This is a genomic window from Bradyrhizobium sp. USDA 3650, assembly GCF_054057395.1.
Map to the genome: position 1 here is coordinate 1,173,200 of NZ_JBSRZG010000001.1, position 16,898 is coordinate 1,190,097.

The 16,898-nt window shown below is 63.6% G+C and carries 16 protein-coding genes; 9 read left to right on the plus strand and 7 right to left on the minus strand.

Going from position 1 to position 16,898, the window contains the following annotated elements; all coding sequences use genetic code 11:
- Positions 1 to 311: 311 nt before the first annotated feature.
- From ACVIN2_RS05830 to ACVIN2_RS05840, 3 genes are all read left to right on the plus strand, one after another.
- Positions 312 to 2,051, plus strand: a complete 1,740-nt coding sequence (locus ACVIN2_RS05830) for an ATP-binding protein (protein ID WP_007592463.1) — start codon at positions 312 to 314, stop codon at positions 2,049 to 2,051.
- A 103-nt stretch (positions 2,052 to 2,154) separates the two neighbouring features.
- Positions 2,155 to 2,733, plus strand: coding sequence for a peroxidase-related enzyme (locus ACVIN2_RS05835; protein ID WP_027569453.1), 579 nt, complete (start codon positions 2,155 to 2,157; stop codon positions 2,731 to 2,733).
- 200 nt (positions 2,734 to 2,933) lie between these two features.
- The gene (locus tag ACVIN2_RS05840) at positions 2,934 to 3,875 is read left to right on the plus strand and encodes a hypothetical protein (RefSeq protein WP_456764843.1); all 942 of its coding nucleotides are present in this window, start codon (positions 2,934 to 2,936) and stop codon (positions 3,873 to 3,875) included.
- A gap of 17 nt (positions 3,876 to 3,892) precedes the next feature.
- Here the strand turns inward: ACVIN2_RS05840 and ACVIN2_RS05845 are convergent, their stop codons facing one another.
- Together ACVIN2_RS05845 and ACVIN2_RS05850 are read right to left on the minus strand one after the other, a co-directional pair.
- Positions 3,893 to 4,126 carry a hypothetical protein gene (locus tag ACVIN2_RS05845; RefSeq protein ID WP_456764844.1) on the minus strand — a complete coding sequence of 78 codons (234 nt, stop codon included), beginning with the start codon at positions 4,124 to 4,126 and terminating at the stop codon, positions 3,893 to 3,895.
- Positions 4,127 to 4,185: 59 nt separating this feature from the next.
- Complete coding sequence (locus ACVIN2_RS05850; RefSeq protein WP_456764845.1) at positions 4,186 to 4,809, minus strand: ParB-like protein; 624 nt, start codon at positions 4,807 to 4,809, stop codon at positions 4,186 to 4,188.
- A gap of 269 nt (positions 4,810 to 5,078) precedes the next feature.
- Between ACVIN2_RS05850 and ACVIN2_RS05855 the strand changes: the two genes are divergently transcribed.
- The 6 genes from ACVIN2_RS05855 (at position 5,079) to ACVIN2_RS05880 (ending at position 9,974) form a co-directional block, all read left to right on the plus strand.
- Positions 5,079 to 5,420: a hypothetical protein gene (locus tag ACVIN2_RS05855; RefSeq protein ID WP_247360403.1), complete on the plus strand. Its 342-nt coding sequence runs from the start codon at positions 5,079 to 5,081 to the stop codon at positions 5,418 to 5,420.
- Between the two features lie 265 nt (positions 5,421 to 5,685).
- Positions 5,686 to 5,973 carry an acyl carrier protein gene (locus tag ACVIN2_RS05860; RefSeq protein WP_007592476.1) on the plus strand — a complete coding sequence of 96 codons (288 nt, stop codon included), beginning with the start codon at positions 5,686 to 5,688 and terminating at the stop codon, positions 5,971 to 5,973.
- A gap of 10 nt (positions 5,974 to 5,983) precedes the next feature.
- Positions 5,984 to 6,454: a 3-hydroxyacyl-ACP dehydratase FabZ family protein gene (locus ACVIN2_RS05865; protein WP_456764846.1), complete on the plus strand. Its 471-nt coding sequence runs from the start codon at positions 5,984 to 5,986 to the stop codon at positions 6,452 to 6,454.
- Complete coding sequence (locus tag ACVIN2_RS05870) at positions 6,451 to 7,656, plus strand: beta-ketoacyl-ACP synthase (RefSeq protein ID WP_456764847.1); 1,206 nt, start codon at positions 6,451 to 6,453, stop codon at positions 7,654 to 7,656. The genes ACVIN2_RS05865 and ACVIN2_RS05870 overlap by 4 nt, the downstream gene beginning before the upstream one ends.
- 99 nt (positions 7,657 to 7,755) lie before the next feature.
- On the plus strand, positions 7,756 to 9,033 hold the full coding sequence (locus tag ACVIN2_RS05875; RefSeq protein WP_027569448.1) for a beta-ketoacyl-ACP synthase: 1,278 nt from the start codon (positions 7,756 to 7,758) through the stop codon (positions 9,031 to 9,033).
- 8 nt (positions 9,034 to 9,041) lie between these two features.
- Positions 9,042 to 9,974: a lipid A biosynthesis lauroyl acyltransferase gene (locus ACVIN2_RS05880; protein WP_456764848.1), complete on the plus strand. Its 933-nt coding sequence runs from the start codon at positions 9,042 to 9,044 to the stop codon at positions 9,972 to 9,974.
- 10 nt (positions 9,975 to 9,984) lie between these two features.
- Here ACVIN2_RS05880 and ACVIN2_RS05885 read toward each other — a convergent pair whose 3' ends face one another.
- The 5 genes from ACVIN2_RS05885 to ACVIN2_RS05905 form a co-directional block, all read right to left on the minus strand.
- A complete protein-coding gene (locus ACVIN2_RS05885; protein WP_456764849.1) occupies positions 9,985 to 11,091 on the minus strand; it encodes a polyamine ABC transporter substrate-binding protein in 1,107 nt (368 codons plus the stop codon).
- Between the two features lie 4 nt (positions 11,092 to 11,095).
- Positions 11,096 to 12,274 carry an aminotransferase gene (locus ACVIN2_RS05890; RefSeq protein WP_456764850.1) on the minus strand — a complete coding sequence of 393 codons (1,179 nt, stop codon included), beginning with the start codon at positions 12,272 to 12,274 and terminating at the stop codon, positions 11,096 to 11,098.
- 8 nt (positions 12,275 to 12,282) lie between these two features.
- A complete protein-coding gene (locus ACVIN2_RS05895; RefSeq protein WP_015686918.1) occupies positions 12,283 to 12,609 on the minus strand; it encodes a rhodanese-like domain-containing protein in 327 nt (108 codons plus the stop codon).
- A gap of 171 nt (positions 12,610 to 12,780) precedes the next feature.
- Positions 12,781 to 14,709, minus strand: a complete 1,929-nt coding sequence (locus tag ACVIN2_RS05900; protein WP_456764851.1) for a potassium transporter Kup — start codon at positions 14,707 to 14,709, stop codon at positions 12,781 to 12,783.
- A 141-nt stretch (positions 14,710 to 14,850) separates the two neighbouring features.
- Complete coding sequence (locus ACVIN2_RS05905; RefSeq protein ID WP_456764852.1) at positions 14,851 to 16,749, minus strand: potassium transporter Kup; 1,899 nt, start codon at positions 16,747 to 16,749, stop codon at positions 14,851 to 14,853.
- Between the last annotated feature and the right edge of the window lie 149 nt (positions 16,750 to 16,898).

Sequence of the window (16,898 nt, forward strand, 5' to 3'; positions counted from 1 at the left end):
TTAGGTCCCGTCAACAAATCAGGCATCGCCGCCCGGAACAGATGACGGGCCATCTCGGATGACCAACCCGTCCCGGAACCGCGGACCGACTGCCCGAATGGTAAAATCTTCCTTAAACACTCCGGGACCCGTCGGCCGGGAAAAAGCAGCATTTTCCGGCCGCTTCCGCCAGGGAGTATGCATTGGGAACAAACCTCGCACCCGAATTGTCGCGGATTTAACGAAGCGCCGGCGCCTGCCGTTTAACCGTTTGTCCAGCGACGGCCGTGCATAGTCCGGGCAACCCGTTGCTCTTGCCAGGTTCATTCATTGTGACATCCTTTGGACGCGTGATTTCGGTTCGCGGATCGCTCGCCCGGGTCGGGCTGCTGGCTGAAAGCCGGATGCCGGTCTCGGAAGTGCGGGCAACCGTCGGCCGCTTCGTCAGTATCCGCTGCGCCAGCTCGGTCATCGTCGCCATGATCACCGAGGTGTCCTGCGAGAACCTCTCGAGCAACGACAATTTGATCGCCATCGCCTCGGTCGACCTGCTCGGCGAAATTCTCAACGCCACCGGCAAGGCCAAATTCCAGCGCGGCGTCACCAACTATCCGACCATCGGCGATTCCGTCGACCTGATCACGAGCCAGGAGCTGCGCACGATCTACGCGCCCACCGGCTCCGACCAGATCAATGTCGGCTTCCTTCAGCAGGATAGCTCCGTCGTCGCCTATGTCGACATCGAGGAAATGCTCTCCAAGCACTTTGCCGTGCTGGGATCGACCGGCGTCGGTAAATCGACCGGCGTGTCGCTGTTGCTCAACGAGATCCTCAAGGCACGCCCGAATTTGCGCATCTTCCTGCTCGATGTGCACAACGAATATGGCCGCTGCTTCGGCGACCGCGCGCTGGTGCTCAACCCGCGCAATTTGAAACTGCCATTCTGGCTTTTCAATTTCGAGGAAATTGTCGACGTGCTGTTCGGCGGCCGCGCCGGCGTGCCCGAGGAGCTCGACGTCCTCGCCGAGGTCATTCCCCTCGCCAAGGGCGTCTACACCCAGTACCAGAACGCCGACCGCATTGGCCTGAAGCGCATTGATCCCAAGCAGATCGGCTACACCGTCGATACGCCGGTGCCCTATCGGCTGGTCGATCTGATGTCGCTGATCGACGAGCGCATGGGCAAGCTCGAGAACCGCTCCTCGCGCATCATCTATCACAAGCTGATCTCCCGCATCGAGGCGGTCCGCAACGACCCGCGCTACGCCTTCATGTTCGACAACGCCAATGTCGGCGGTGACACCATGGCCGAGGTGATCAGCCATCTGTTCCGCCTGCCGGCCAACGGCAAGCCGATGACGGTGATGCAGCTCGCCGGCTTCCCGGCCGAGGTCATCGATTCCGTCGTCTCGGTGCTCTGCCGCATGGCGTTCGACTTCGGCCTGTGGAGCGACGGCGTTTCGCCAATGCTGTTCGTCTGCGAAGAGGCTCACCGCTACGCCTCCGCCGATCGCAATGTCGGCTTCGGACCGACCCGCAAGGCGGTGTCGCGCATCGCCAAGGAAGGCCGCAAATACGGCGTCTATCTTGGCCTCATCACCCAGCGTCCGGCCGAGCTCGACGCCACCATCATCTCCCAGTGCAACACGCTGTTCACGATGCGTCTTGCCAACGAGCGCGACCAGGCGCTGCTGCGCGCCGCGGTGTCGGATGCGGCCGCGAATCTGCTCTCGTTCGTGCCCTCGCTCGGCACCCGCGAAGTGCTGGCCTTCGGCGAAGGTGTCGCGCTGCCGACGCGGCTGCGCTTCAAGGAGGTGCCGCCGCATCAATTGCCGCGCGGCGAAGCCACCATCAGCAGCGTGCCGTCCGTCACCTCCGGTCACGACATGCATTTCGTCGGCGCCGTGCTCGAGCGCTGGCGCGGTGCCACCTCGCAGCGCGACGTGCCGAACGATCCGGTGTTCTCGGCGCCGCCCGCGAAGACGCTCTCCAACGTCGAAGCCCCGATGCTGCAACCGTCGATGGGGTTGGATCCGGACCGCTTCTCGCTGCTGAAGAAGCCGCTGCGGTAAAGCAACGCGCGTTTTCCAGCCCCGGCATTACGAGCTTGGCGTCACGTTGAGCATGGCGCCGGCATCGACTATGGTTGCCGGCCCCAAGCCGGAATCCATGCCCATGACAAAGCCTGCGCAACGCTTCGCCGCTCCCGCCCTCGATGCGCTCCCCGACGACATCCGCACACGTCTCCTCGCCGTGCAGGAGAAGAGCGGCTTCGTGCCGAACGTGTTCTTGACGCTGGCCTACCGCCCGGACGAGTTCCGTGCCTTCTTCGCCTATCACGACGCACTGATGGAGAAGGACGGCGGCCTCACCAAGGCCGAACGCGAGATGATCGTGGTCGCGACCTCGGCAGCCAATCAGTGCCAGTATTGCGTGATCGCGCATGGCGCGATCCTGCGCATCCGCGCCAAGAACCCGCTGATCGCCGACCAGATCGCCACGAACTACCGCAAGGCCGACATCACGCCGCGGCAAAAGGCGATGCTCGACTTCGCGATGAAGGTCTCGGCCGATGCGCAGCGGATTTCCGAGGACGATTTCACCGCGCTCGCGCCGCATGGGTTCAGCGACGACGACATCTGGGACATCGCCGCAATCTCCGCCTTCTTCGCACTGTCGAACCGGTTGGCGAATTTCACCGGCATGCGGCCGAATGACGAATTCTATCTGATGGGGCGGCTGCCGAAGAAATGAGCGCCCGCCGCGAGCGCGGAAGGAACGCATCACCGACAAATGCAGCGGATGAGTTCCCGCTTTACGGGAACTCTATGTTTTCGCAATCGCACACGTTTAATTAAGAATCTCACCCCCAACTAGCACAATCGCTTTGGCACAACTTGCGCAGTTTCCGTCACCGGAGACGCTGATGAGTCGTGCCTGTCGAGGGGCTTCTCATGAACGTGCGGGCATTTGTTATCGCGACCTGTATAGGAACGGCATTCTTCGCGGCCGGATACGCATGGAACTATCAGCCGGAGATCATCAACGCGAACGAGATATGGAGCATGTTCGAATCGGAGCATGGCAAGGCGCGGGCTGCCGTCTTGCGCGGCCTCATTGCGCCGAATTCAGCTCACTTCAACGGCCTGCGAACGATCGACGCAGATCATGCAAAATACGTATGCGGCTCTGTAAAGGCGATGGACAAGGAGAGGCAGTATGTCGAGGCCGCGTTCGTTTACACCGTCGCGATCGATTTTGCCCGTATCGACGACGACGGCCGGATGACGTCGCAGCGCTCTGCTTACAAGCCCTGCCCGGGCGCGGCCGAGGACAAAATTGCCGACCAGAACACGCTGATATCGCCAGGCGCGCTGTCGATGATCAAGACCGTCGAAAAAATCATCCCCAAGTCCAGCGGCGGAACGATGGAACAACAGCTTGGCCAGCTCGCCGGACAGACCGCGGCGGTCGCGCCAGGTTCGGCGGTCGCGCGGAGATCAGCCGGCTCGTCGGGTTCGGCAGCCTCAGCAGGGGCAGGATGGGCGCCAGCAGCGCAGCATTCAGGTTCGGGCGTGGAGGCGCGACAAGCAGATGAACTGACGTGGCGTGCCGACCAGCCGCCGGCCGCATGGCCGAATTTCCTCTCGGACGATCCGCTGACGAAATCGACGCAGAAACGGACCAGCGCCGAGGCCCTGGCTTTCGCGAAAGATATCGAGGGTCGATGGGAGCAAGCCAAGTCATCCGGGACTCCGGCCAAGCGTCCTTCGCCTGAGGAGATCAAGGAAGCGTGCCGCGCGCTACTTGCGATCGATCCCACGGACAAGGATTATCCGCGGGCCTGGGCCGCCTTTGTGCGGCTGCGCAAAATCGATCGCGAGGCTGCTGGTTGAACTGGCGGAGATCTGTCCTAATGCTTCGCCATCAACTCGAGCGCCGGGGCAAAGCGCTCGGAAAACGTCAACGTCTTGGCATGGTGTACTGCGGCAAACGACGCCGATATCCCGGCTGAAGCGACCACGAGCAGGGCAACGGTGAAAACCAGACGGCGCATTTCGGCCTCCTGTGTGAGCTCGGCAATCCCACAGATGGCACGGCTTTGTTTCAGCACTGCTTCGCGCGGACGGAAGATGGTTTCGCTCAAGAGGCTGTGATCAGATCCGGTTTGCGGACCCACATGCCGTACTGACGTGAGCGTGGCGCCTAATCATCGTCAGCCGGACCGCACCAGCCGGGCAGATAGATCGCGTCCTTGCTCTTGGCTGAGGACATCGCCTTCTCGAGCGCCTTGTCAAAATTGGCATCCACAGCCTTGCGCGACAACTTTCGGCGCAGATAATCGGCCCACAGGAATTCGGAGAACGGCGTGGTGTCCTTGGCGAAGCCGCCCATGCGGCGCAACTCGCCGGCAAGACTCCGGAAGGGATCGTCCTTGAGATCGACGACGGATTTGGGCAAATCGCGGAACGGTCGCCGTTCGCCCTTGGCATCGTAGGGGTAAACCCAGCGCTTGTTGTCCATCACGCCCCAGAACGCTTCGCGCTCGACCATCCTGAGGTCGCCGACGATGGTGACCAGCACCTCCTTGACGCCCTCGTCGTGCAGCGCGCGACCGAGATGATGATGGTCGATCACGTAATAGCGCTCGTCAGGGCCATGCACGACGGGGATCATGTGCTTGCCGAGCAGATCGGCCTGCTTCTTCTTGTCGTGCTCGCGCCAGCGCTTGCGCTTCTCCTTGACCTCGCGCATTCCGACCGTCATCTGCGTCGGCCGCAGCGACAGGATCGACACCGGATGCACTCTCGGTTCGCGCGGATTGGTCATGGTCGAAACGCCTTTAACATGGTTGCAGCTGCGTGGTCAGGTTCCCTGGACTATGCCATGGGCATCGTGCCGGCAATGCATTCGGCTGGGCGGAGATATTGCATCGCACCCTCTGCAGGCCCGGAACGACCACGGTTCCACGGTCCTTCCTTCGCAACCCTGCAAGATAGTGCGAACGCGCAATGCACGTGCGCGTTGAGAAGATTTTCTGCAACGCGTTCACCACGTATGCTATCTAAAAATTGCTGCTTCGGAGTGATCCCTGCACCATGACAACCCAGCGGCCCATAAGCTCGGATGACGAGCACCGGGTGCTCCAGTTCAGGCCGCGCACCTCGCCTTCCCCGACGGGCTACCGCGGCAACGCTAGCGTGCAGCAATTGCGCGTCGCGCCCGAGCCGCTCGACCTGTCGCGCTACGAGCAACCCCGCACTGAACCGGACGATTTCCGCCATCGCATGCTCGCGAATATCGCGGCGCTGGCCTTCACCATCGCACTGACCGCGATCGGGATCTGGCTCGCGGTGAGCATCGCCGACCTGCGCCGGACCCAGGATTGCGTGCTGATGGGCCGCCGCGACTGCGTCAAGATCACGACGCCGCACATCTAAGGCAAGCGTCTAGTAGGCAAAACATCTGGCAGGGCAAGACGTCTGGCGAGGCCCGCCGACGGTCCTTCGGGGGAAACGGCTCAGCCGGGCATCCCCAGCCCTGTCCCCACACCCGCCGGCTCCATTGAACTCAGGGCGGCGCTCCGATATACGGGCTTTCGACCCGGCCAGAGGGGGGTTGAGGGCGTCATCGGGGCGCGATGCCCACCCACCGTTCCACTCTGGAAAATCCGACAAACAACTGCAATATATCAAAGGCTTAGTGATGTCCTCCACATTCGATCAGGTCGCTACGATCATCGCTGAAACCTGCGACATCCCGCGCGACACGATCACGCCGGATAGCCATGCCATCGATGACCTCGGCATCGACAGCCTCGATTTCCTGGACATCGCGTTCGCGATCGACAAGCAGTTCGGTATCAAGCTGCCGCTGGAAAAGTGGACCCAGGAGGTCAACGACGGCAAAGCGACCACCGAGCAGTATTTCGTGCTGAAAAACCTGTGCGCGCGCATCGACGAACTGGTTGCGGCCAAGGGCGCGAGCGCCTAAGCGCGCGGTCATGCAACTCGAATACTTCCACATGATAGATCGCGTCGTCGACCTCAACGTCGACGCGAAGACGATTGTCGTCGAGGCTCAGGTCCCGATGGAGAGCACCATCTTCGAGGGGCACTTCCCGGGCTATCCCCTGATGCCCGGCGTGCTCCTGATCGAATCGATGGCGCAAGCCTCTGGCTGGCTTCAGCTTGGCGTGCTCAAATTCGAGCGCATGCCGATCCTGGCCGCCGTTAAGGAGGCCAAGGTCCGCGGCTCGGTCTTCCCCGGCGATCTCATGAGCATCGAGGCGAGCCTGGCCCATCAGGGCTCGGGCTACGCCGTGACCGAAGCCAAGATCAAGGTCGGCGGCAAGCTGCGCGCGAATTCGACGCTGACCTTCACGCAGATTCCCTTTCCCCATGCGGATATGCGCGCCCACATGGACGCGATCGCCAAACGCGTCGGCTTTCCGCAACAGGCCGTATCGCCATGACCGAGACTGCTTCGAAGCCCGCCCAGACGGAAGTCTGGATCACCGGCATTGGCTTGGCCACCTCGCTCGGTGAGGGCCTGGACGCCAACTGGGCCGCGCTTCAGGAGAAGCGCATCAATGTCGACGAGAAGGGCTTTGCGCCCTACATCGTGCACCCCCTGATGCCTGTTACCTTCGACAGCCAAATCCCGAAGAAGGGCGACCAGCGCCAGATGGAAGCCTGGCAGCGCATCGGCACCTATGCGGCCGGGCTTGCGCTCGACTCCGCCGGGATCAAGGGCAACAAGGATATCCTTTCGAAGATCGACATGGTGGTCGCCGCCGGCGGCGGCGAGCGCGATCTCAACGTCGACACCGGCGTGCTCACGGCTGAGGCCAAGGGTGCCAACGCGCCCGGCTTCCTCAACGAACGGCTGATGAGCGATCTCAGGCCGACGCTGTTCCTGGCCCAGCTCTCCAACCTGCTCGCCGGCAACATCGCCATCGTGCATGGCATTGGCGGCACCTCGCGCACCTTCATGGGTGAAGAGGTTGCCGGCGCCGATGCCGCCCGCATTGCATTGTCGCGCATCGCCTCGGGCGAGAGCGACATCGCGTTGATCGGCGGCTCGCACAATGGCGAGCGCAAGGACCTGATGGTCCTCTACGAATTCGGCGACTTCAATCTCAAGGACAAGTTCGCATCCGTGTGGGCGCGCGAGGACAACGCCGGCTTCGCGCTCGGCTCGGCTGGCGCGTTTCTGGTGCTGGAGTCCAAGGCGCATGCGGAAGCGCGCGGTGCCAAGCCGTTCGCGAAGCTCTCGAGCGTCGTTGCCGACCTCGCCCGGCGCAAGACCCCCGGCGACATGGCCGCGACGCTGGAGAAGCTTTGGGCAAAGTTGCCGAAGCGCGACGGCAAGGGCGCGATCATATCCGGTGCGACCGGCGCTGAGCCGGCGACATCAGAAGAGCGCGGCTTCCTGAAGGGCCACGCCGAGTTCCCGGTGCGCTCGACCGGCACGATGTTCGGCCACACCATGGAGACGCAATTCCCGCTCGGTATCGCGCTCGCCGCGCTGTCGATCTCTCGCGGCGCGCTGTTTCCGCCGAACGATTCCACGGGCACCGAGATTGAAATGCAGGGAGCGCCCACCCAGATTGTGGTGGTGGGGGCCGGACACTGGCGCGGCGAAGGCATGGCGCTGGTCGAGGCGGTAAGCTAGAGCGCGTTGCGCTTTGGCAGGTTATTGTTTGGGCATGATCTTCTCGGAAAATCGCGTCACGCTTTTTCGAATCATGCTCCAGCTCAAGCGGGGATCGACATGACTGCACCACGCGACAAACTCGGGCGTCCCGTCGTCGTCGTCACCGGCATGGGCATCATGACCTCGCTCGGCAACGGCAAGACCGACAATTGGGCGAAGCTCGTCGCCGGCGAATCCGGCATCCGCACCATCACGCGCTTTCCAGTCGACGGCTTGAAAACCACGATGGCCGGCACGGTGGATTTCGTCAGCGTCGATCCGTTCTCCTCTACCGGCCTGTCCGAGCGGATGGCCGAACTGGTGACGCAGGAAGCGCTGGACCAGGCCGGCATCGGCGCCAAGGCGGATTTCCCGGGTCCTCTCTTCCTTGCGGTCGCACCTGTCGAAGTCGAATGGCCGCAGCGCCGCGAGCTCGGCCGCGCCGTCGGTAAGCTCGACTTCAATTACGACGATCTTCTGCGCATCTCCGGCGGCGGCAAGTACAGCGCCTATCACCACCGCTTCATGTTCGGTTCGGTCGCGGCCTACCTCGCCGAGACCTTCGGCACCAAGGGCTCGCCGATCTCGCTGTCGACGGCCTGCGCGTCCGGCGCGACCTCGATCCAGCTCGGCGTCGAGGCGATCCGCCGCGGCGAAACCGATGCCGCGCTGTGCGTGGCGACCGACGGCACCGTGAACCCGGAGGCGCTGGTGCGCTTCTCGCTGCTCTCGGCGTTGTCGACCCAGAACGATCCGCCGCAGGCGGCCTCCCGTCCCTTCTCCAAGAACCGCGACGGTTTTGTCATGGCCGAAGGCGCAGGTGCGCTGGTGCTCGAAAGCTATGAAGCCGCCACCGCACGCGGGGCAAAAATCCTCGGTGTGATCGCCGGCTGCGGCGAGCTCACCGATTCCTTCCATCGCACCCGCTCGTCGCCCGACGGCAAGCCGATCATCGGCTGCATGAACAAGACGCTGGCCGATGCCGGCATGACGCCGGACCAGATCGACCACATCAACGCGCACGGCACCGCGACGCCCGAGAACGACAAGATGGAGTACAATACGACATCGGCCGTGTTCGGCGATCTCGTCTCGAAGATTCCGGTCACCTCCAACAAGTCGATGGTCGGCCACACCATCTCGGCCGCCGGCGCAGTCGAGGCAATCTTCTCGCTGCTGACGCTGGAGCATCAGCGCATCCCGCCGACGATCAACTACGACAATCCGGATCCCACGATCCTGTTCGACGTCGTCGGCAACAAGGCACGCGATGCCCGCGTCACCGCGGTGATGTCGAATTCGTTCGGCTTCGGCGGCCAGAACGCCTCGCTGATCCTGACCCGCGAACCGGCCTGACCGGACGCATGGCGCTGCTTCCTGCGAGGACGAAGGCCCGCGCGCGGGAGACGGCCAAGTCGATCGGTGGAGGCCTGATCGGCGCTGCCACCGTCGGCATGTTGCGCACCACGCGTTATTTCGATCCGGCCAAGACCTCGGACTTTTTCGCGCGCGTCACCAAGACGATCGGTCCGCGCCTTCGCGAGCACCGCATCGGCCGCGCCAACCTCAGTGCAGCCTTTCCGGAGAAATCGCCCGAAGAGATCGAAAGCATTCTGATGGGCGTGTGGGACAATCTCGGCCGCGTCGGCGCCGAATTCGCTCATATGGACCATGTCTGGGATTACGACCGCGATCATCCGGAAAACAGTCGGATCGAACTGCCCAGCCGCAGCATCGAGCTGTTCGATCAGATCCGCGACGACGGCAAGCCGGCGCTGATCTTCGCCGCGCATCTGGCCAATTGGGAATTGCCGGCGCTTGCCGCCGTCGCACACGGGCTCGATGCGGCGATCCTCTACCGCCGCCCGAATATCGCGTCCGCCGACCGCATCATCCAGGAGATGCGCCAGGTTAACATGGGCACGCTGATCCCGGCAGGGCGCGACGCGCCGCTGCGGCTCGCGCAGGCGCTCAAGGACGGCAAGCACGTCGCGATGCTGATCGACCAGTATCTGACCGGCGGCGTCGAGGTCACCTTCTTCGGCCGCAAGACCCGCGCCAATCCGATGTTGGCGCGCCTGTTGCGCCAGGTCGAATGCCCGATCCACGGCGTCCGCGTCATCCGCCTGCCCGGCGGCCGCTTCACCGCCGAGATCACCGAAGAGGTCCAGCCGGTGCGCGACGCCGACGGCAAGATCGACATCCAGGGCACCACCCAGGCGATCACGAGCGTAGTGGAAGGCTGGGTCCGGGAGCATCCGGAGCAGTGGTTGTGGCTGCACCGAAGGTGGCGGTAGCGGACAGTCGTTACCGCCCCGTCTTCACCTTGGTCCACAGCCGGTTGATGACCCGCTGCGTCGCCGGCTCGCGCGCCGTGATGACGAACAGCTTTGCGAGCGTTGCCTCGTCCGGATAGATATTCTTGTCGTTCAGGATCTTCGGGTCGACCAGCTTCTGGCTGGCGAAATTGCCGTTGGCGTAGGATAGGAAGTCCGTGTTTTTGGCGGCCACGTCCGGACGGTAGAGATAGTTGATCAGCTCGTAGGCTTCCTTGACGTTCCTGGCATCCGCAGGGATTGCGAGATTGTCGAAGAACATCTGCGCGCCCTCCTTCGGGATGGCGTAGCCGATCTCGATGCCGCTTTTGGCTTCGGCAGCGCGGGCGCGGGCCTGCATGATGTCGCCGGACCAGCCGACCACGAAGCAGATCTCGCCCGTGGCAAGCGCGCTCAGATATTCGGACGAATGAAACTTGCGCACGGCAGGCCGGACCTTGGCGACGACATCGGCGGCCTTGTCGAGGTCGGCCTGCTTGGTCGAGTTCGGATCGAGCCCGAGATAGTTCAACGCCGCTGGAAAGATGTCGTCGGCGGAATCCAGCATGTGGACGCCGCAATCCTTGAATTTCGCGAGGTTCTCCGGCTTGAACACGATGTCCCAGCTGTCGATCTTCGCATCCGCTCCGAGAATCTGCTTCAGCTTGGCGACGTTGTAGCCGATGCCCGTCGTGCCCCACATGTAATTGGCGGCGTAGACATTGCCGGGGTCGTAGATCGCGAGACGTTCGGTCACCACCGGCCAGGCATTGGCCAGGTTCGGCAGCTTCGACTTGTCGAGCTTCTGGAGGATGTTGGCCTTGATCTGGCGCTGGAGAAAATAGGCGGTCGGCACCACGACGTCATAGCCGGACTTGCCAGCCATCAGGCGCGTCTCCAGCGTCTCGTTGGCGTCAAACGTGTCGTAGACCACCTTGATGCCGGTCTCCCTGGTGAAGGCCTCGAGGACATCGGGCGCCACGTAGTTCGACCAATTGTAGAAGTTGACGACCCGCTCCTCGGCCCCGGCGGGAGCGGAGAGCAACGTCAGCGCGGCGGCGATCGCGAGGCCAAAACCAAAGCGGCTGACGTTCGTCATCTCCCTACCTCTTGCGCCCGCGCACCGCATCCGACAGCCGCTCCAGCGCGGTGTCGAGCGTCTCGTCCTTCTTGGCAAAGCAGAAGCGCACCACCGAGGTCACAGGGTCCTGCTCGTAGAAGGCCGACACCGGGATTGCCGCAACCTTGTAGTCCTTCACGATCCGCCAGCAGAACTCGGTGTCGCTCTCGTTCAGCCCGAGCGGCGACAGGTCGACCGTGAGGAAGTAGGTGCCCTGCGACTTCAGCACCGGGAAGCCGAGGCTCTCCAGTCCCTTGGCGAGGCGGTCCCTGCTCCGCGCCAGGTCCTTGCGCATCGACAGGAAATACTCGTCCGGCTTGCCGAGGCCGTAGGCGACGGCGGCCTGGAGGTTCGGCGCGGTGGTGAAGGTCAGGAACTGGTGCACCTTGGCGGCAACGCGTAGCAGCGGCGGCGCGGCGCAGACGAAGCCGATCTTCCAGCCCGTCAGCGAGAAGATCTTGCCGGCCGAGCCGACCTTGATGGTGCGATCCCGCATGCCGCGGATGGTGATCAGCGGGATGTGCTTGTGCTCGTCGAAAGTGACGTGCTCCCAGACCTCGTCGCAGATCGCGATCACGTCGAACTCCTGGCAGTAGCGCGCCAAAAGCTCGAGGTCCTCGCGCGGAAACACCACCGCGGACGGATTCAGGGGATTGTTGAAGAGCACCGCCTTGGTCTTTGAATTGAAGACGCTTTTCAGCATGTCCTCATTCAGCCGCCAATGCGGCGGCTCGAGCCGGACCAGGCGCGGAATGCCGCCGGCCTGGCGGATGATCGGCAGGTAGGAATCGTACACCGGCTGGAAGCACACCACCTCGTCGCCGGGCTGGACGACGGCGAGGATGGCCGAGGTCAGGGCCTCGGTGCCGCCGGAGGTCACCATCACCTCGCTCATCGGATCGAGCTCGAGGCCATGCCAGTGGCCGTAATGGGTCGCGATCGCCTGGCGCAGCTCCGGCAGGCCCATCATCGACGGGTACTGATTGTAGCCGTTCAGCGAGGCCTCGGCCGCGGCGCGGCGGATGTCCTCGGGCCCGGGATCGTCGGGAAAGCCCTGCCCGAGATTGATGGCAGCATTGTCGCGTGCGGCCTGCGACATTGCCTCAAAGATGGTGACGGGAAGGTCCGCGAAGACCTTGTTGAGGGACGAGCTCTTGGACATCGGCGGGGTCAGCCGCCGACCTTGCTGGGAAGACCCGCCGCCTTCCAGCCCAGCATGCCGCCGGCCAGATGCTTGTCGTAGGGCAGGCCCGCCGCCTGCGCCGCCAGCGAGGCCGTCACCGAACGCTTGCCCGAGCGGCAGGCGAACACGACCTCCTTGCCGGCGGGATCGGGGATCGCCTTGGGATCGAAGGTCGAGAGCGGCACGACCACGCCGTAGGGATAGGCCTCAGCCTCGACCTCGTTCGGCTCGCGCACGTCGACGAGGAGATAGCGCCCTTCCGCGACACCCTTGGAGACCTCGTCCGGGGTCAGATCCTGTACTTGATTTGCCACATCATCCTCCAACGTCGCGGGCCGCTGCCGGGGCGATCCCGGCGGCCGGCAACCTCGCCTCTCGGCCGGTGAAAATCAAGCGCTACAAAGGCTTGAGCTGCCTTGCGCAAGTTAAAGCTAAATCGCAGCAACTTGAAGCGCGACCTTCAAACGGAGGATCAGATCGTCACTTTAGATAGTGACCTGGGTGCCGACCTCGACGACGCGGCCAGAGGGGATCTGGAAATAGTCGGTGGCGTCGTTGGCGGAACGGCTGAGCGAGATGAACAGCCGGTCCTGCCAGCGCGGCATGCCGGAATGGGCGGCCGGCTTGAGCGCCCTCCGCGACAGGAAGAACGAGGTCGACATGATGTCGAACTGCCAGCCGAGCTTGCGTGCGATCGCCAGCGACTTCGGCACGTTGGGCGATTCCATGAAGCCGAACTTCAGCGTCACCTTGGAGAAGGTCGGCGAGATCTGTTCCAGCTTCACCCGCTCGGCCGGATCGATCCGCGGGGTCTGTGCGGTCTCGATGGTGAGGATGACGTTCTTCTCGTGCAGCACCTTGTAGTGCTTCAGACTATGCATCAGCGCGGTCGGCGCGCTGAGGGGGTCCGAGGTCAGGAACACGGCGGTGCCGGGCACGCGCTGCGGCGGCCGCTTCTCCAGCATCGCGACGAGGTCGGCGAGCGGGAATTCGAGCTTGCGCGACTTCTCGAACAGCAGCCGGCTGCCGCGCCGCCACGTGTACATCATCATGATCATGACTGCGCCGAGCGCCAGTGGCACCCAGCCGCCCTCGAACACCTTGAGCAGATTGGCGGCGAGGAAAGTCAGGTCGAGGAACAGGAACGGCGCGATCAGGGCGGCGGCCGTGAACGGCGACCATTTCCAGACCTTCCAGATCACCACAAAACCCATCATCGCCGTGACCACCATGGTCCCGGTGACGGAGATGCCATAGGCCGACGCCAGCGCGGTGGAAGAGCGGAACAGCAGCACGAGCAGGACCACCGCGACCAGCAGGAGCTGGTTGATGCGCGGGATGAAGATCTGGCCCGAATGGGCTTCAGAGGTATGGCGAATTTCAAAGCGCGGCAACAGACCGAGCTGGATCGCCTGGCGCGTCAGCGAATAGGCACCGGTGATGACCGCTTGGCTCGCGATGACAGTTGCGGCGGTCGCCAGCACGACCATGCAGCCGCGGAAAAAACCTTGCGGGAAGAGCTGGAAGAACGGGCTCACGATCGCACCGGGGTCGCCGAGCACGAGGGCGCCCTGCCCCAGATAGTTCAATGCCAGCGACGGTAGCACGATGAACAGCCAGGCCGTCTGGATCGGCCGCTTGCCGAAATGGCCGAGGTCGGCATAGAGCGCCTCGGCGCCGGTGACCGCCAGGAACACTGCGCCGAGCGTCACGAAACCGATGATGCCGTGGTGGATCATAAAGGACACGGCGTAGAGCGGGTTCAGTGCGAACAGCACCTGCGGCTGCTCGATGATCGGGTGGATCGCCGCGATCGCGATCACAGCGAACCAGACGCACATGATCGGCCCGAAGAAGGCGGCGACGCGAGCGGTGCCACGGGACTGCACGGCAAACAGACCGACCAGGATGATCACGGTCAGCGGTACGATGTAGGGCTCGAAGTGCAGGGTGACGTCCTTCATGCCTTCGATCGCCGACAGCACCGAGAGCGCCGGCGTGATCACGGCGTCGCCGTAGAACAGGGCGCCGGAAATGATGCCGAGCAGGACGATGGTTGTTCCGCGGGTGCCGACTGCGCGCTGGGCCAGCGCCATCAGCGCCAGCGTGCCGCCCTCGCCGTTGTTGTCGGCACGCAGCAGGATCACGACGTATTTGAGCGTCACCACGACGATGAGCGCCCACAGGATCAGGGAGAGCACGCCGAGCACCGCCGCCGGCGTCGGCACGCCCTCCGCGCCGGAAGCCGCCATGACCGCCTCGCGGAACGCATAGAGCGGACTGGTGCCGATATCGCCGTAGACGACGCCGATGCTGCCGAGCGTCAGCGCACCGAAACCGGCGGTGGTGTGGGCATCGCCATGCCCATTGGCCGCCGCCGTTTCCGGGGCGGAAATCGCTACATCACTTGTCATGGGAGAGCCTGATGGCCTCTAAAAATGCTTCACTGCACAACGGCAGAAGGGCGCGCGGCTTATAGGCTTGCGCTGGCGGCATAGCCTAGCCCGATTTCGGGGCTTTGGCATGCAATTTTGCATGCCTTCGCCGATCGACGTTTAGATGGTGACCTGGGTTCCGACTTCAACCACTCGCCCGGTGGGAATCTGGAAATAGTCGGTAGCGTCGTTGGCGGACCGACTCAGCGCGATGAACAAATGGTCCTGCCAAAGCGGCATACCGGACTGGGCCGAAGCCTTCAGCGAGCGCCGCGACACGAAGAACGAGGTCGACATGATATCGAACTGCCAGCCCTGCTTGCGCGCGATCGCGAGCGCCTTGGGCACGTTCGGCTGCTCCATGTAGCCGAAGCGAAGGCGGACCTTGAAGAACTTGTCGCTGATCTTCTCCATCCGGAAACGCTCCGACAGATCGACCCGCGGCGTATGCGCGGTCTCGATGGTCAGGACCACGTTGTGCTCGTGCAGCACCTTGTTGTGCTTGAGATTGTGCAACAGCGCGGTCGGCACGAAGGAGGGATCGCTGGTCAGGAACACCGCGGTGCCCTTGACGATGTGCGGCGGCCGCTTCTCCAGGCTCCGGATCAGATCGTCCAGCGGCACCTCGATGCGGCGCGTTTTCTGGATCAGGATCCCCGACCCTCGCCGCCAGGTCCAGATGGTCCCGGCCATGGCCGCGCCAAACAGCAGCGGCACCCAGGCGCCTTCGAGCAGCTTCAGAAGATTCGCGCTGAAGAAGCTCAGGTCGACCACGACGAAGGGCAGGATCACGGCTGCGGCCGTCGCGGCGCGCCAGTTCCACAATTTCCAGATCACGATGAAGCCCATGATCCCGTCGGCGACCATGGTGGTGGAGACCGCGATACCGTAGGCCGACGCCAGATTGCTGGAGCTGTGGAACAACAGCACCAGCATCATTACGCCGATCAGGAGCAGCCGGTTCACGCGCGGCAGATAGATCTGCCCGGCGTGGGTTTCCGAGGTGAAGCGCACCTCGAAGCGCGGCAGCAGGCCGAGCTGCACCGCCTGATAGACCAGCGAATACGCCCCGGTGATCACGGCCTGGCTGGCGATCACGGTCGCCGCGGTCGCAAGGCCAACCAGCGGCAGCACGAAATGCTCGGGCACCATGCGATAGAACGAGTGCTCGATCGCGCTGGGATCGGACAGCACCAGCGCGCCCTGCCCGAAATAGTTGATCAGGAGCGAGGGCAGCACGAAGAACATCCAGGCTGACTGGATGGGCTTGCGGCCGAAATGGCCGAGATCTGCGTAGAGCGCCTCGCCGCCGGTCACCGCCAGGAACACCGCGCCCAATGTCACCAGGCCGATCGTGCCGTGCGACAGCAGGAATTGCAGCGCGTAATAGGGATTGATCGCCGCCAGCACCGACGGATCGTCGGCGATGTGAACGACGCCCAACACGGCAAGAACGGTGAACCAGACGACCATCACCGGCCCGAAGGCCGAGGCCACCAGCGCCGTACCCTTGCTCTGGACCGCGAACAGCAGCGCCAGGATGAGAACGGTCAGAGGAACCACATAGTGCTCGAAGGCCGGCGTTGCGAGCTTCAGACCCTCGACCGCCGACAGCACCGAGATCGCCGGCGTGATCATGGAATCGCCGATGAACATGGAGGCGCCGACCACGCCGAGGGCCATCAGGAACCAGCTCCGCCGCCCGAGCGCGCGCTGGCCGAGCGCCATGAGGGAAAGGGTGCCGCCCTCCCCGTTGTTGTCGGCGCGCAGCAGCAGCAGCACGTATTTGGCGGTGACGACGATCAGCAGCGCCCAGAGGATCAGCGAGAGCACGCCGAGCACCATGACGCGCGAGACCGGCTGGCCATGGGCCGCGCCCCTGACGGCCTCGTGGAATGCGTAGAGCGGCGACGTGCCGATGTCGCCGAAGACGACGCCGATGCTCCCGAGCGTCAGGCCCCAGAAACCCGAGGTGACCGGCCCGTCCGGAGCTTCGGTCGATGTGATGGTCGCCGTCATATGAAACTGGAACGCTTCTGCCCGAGAATTGATCCGGCGCCTTTTGACGGTTCCGGCGCCCCTGTCAATCGGCACATCACCATAGCAGGCGCCGGGCCAGATGCTGTGACGCCGCAGCAACGGTCGTCGCCCACGCGACGACATGCCTC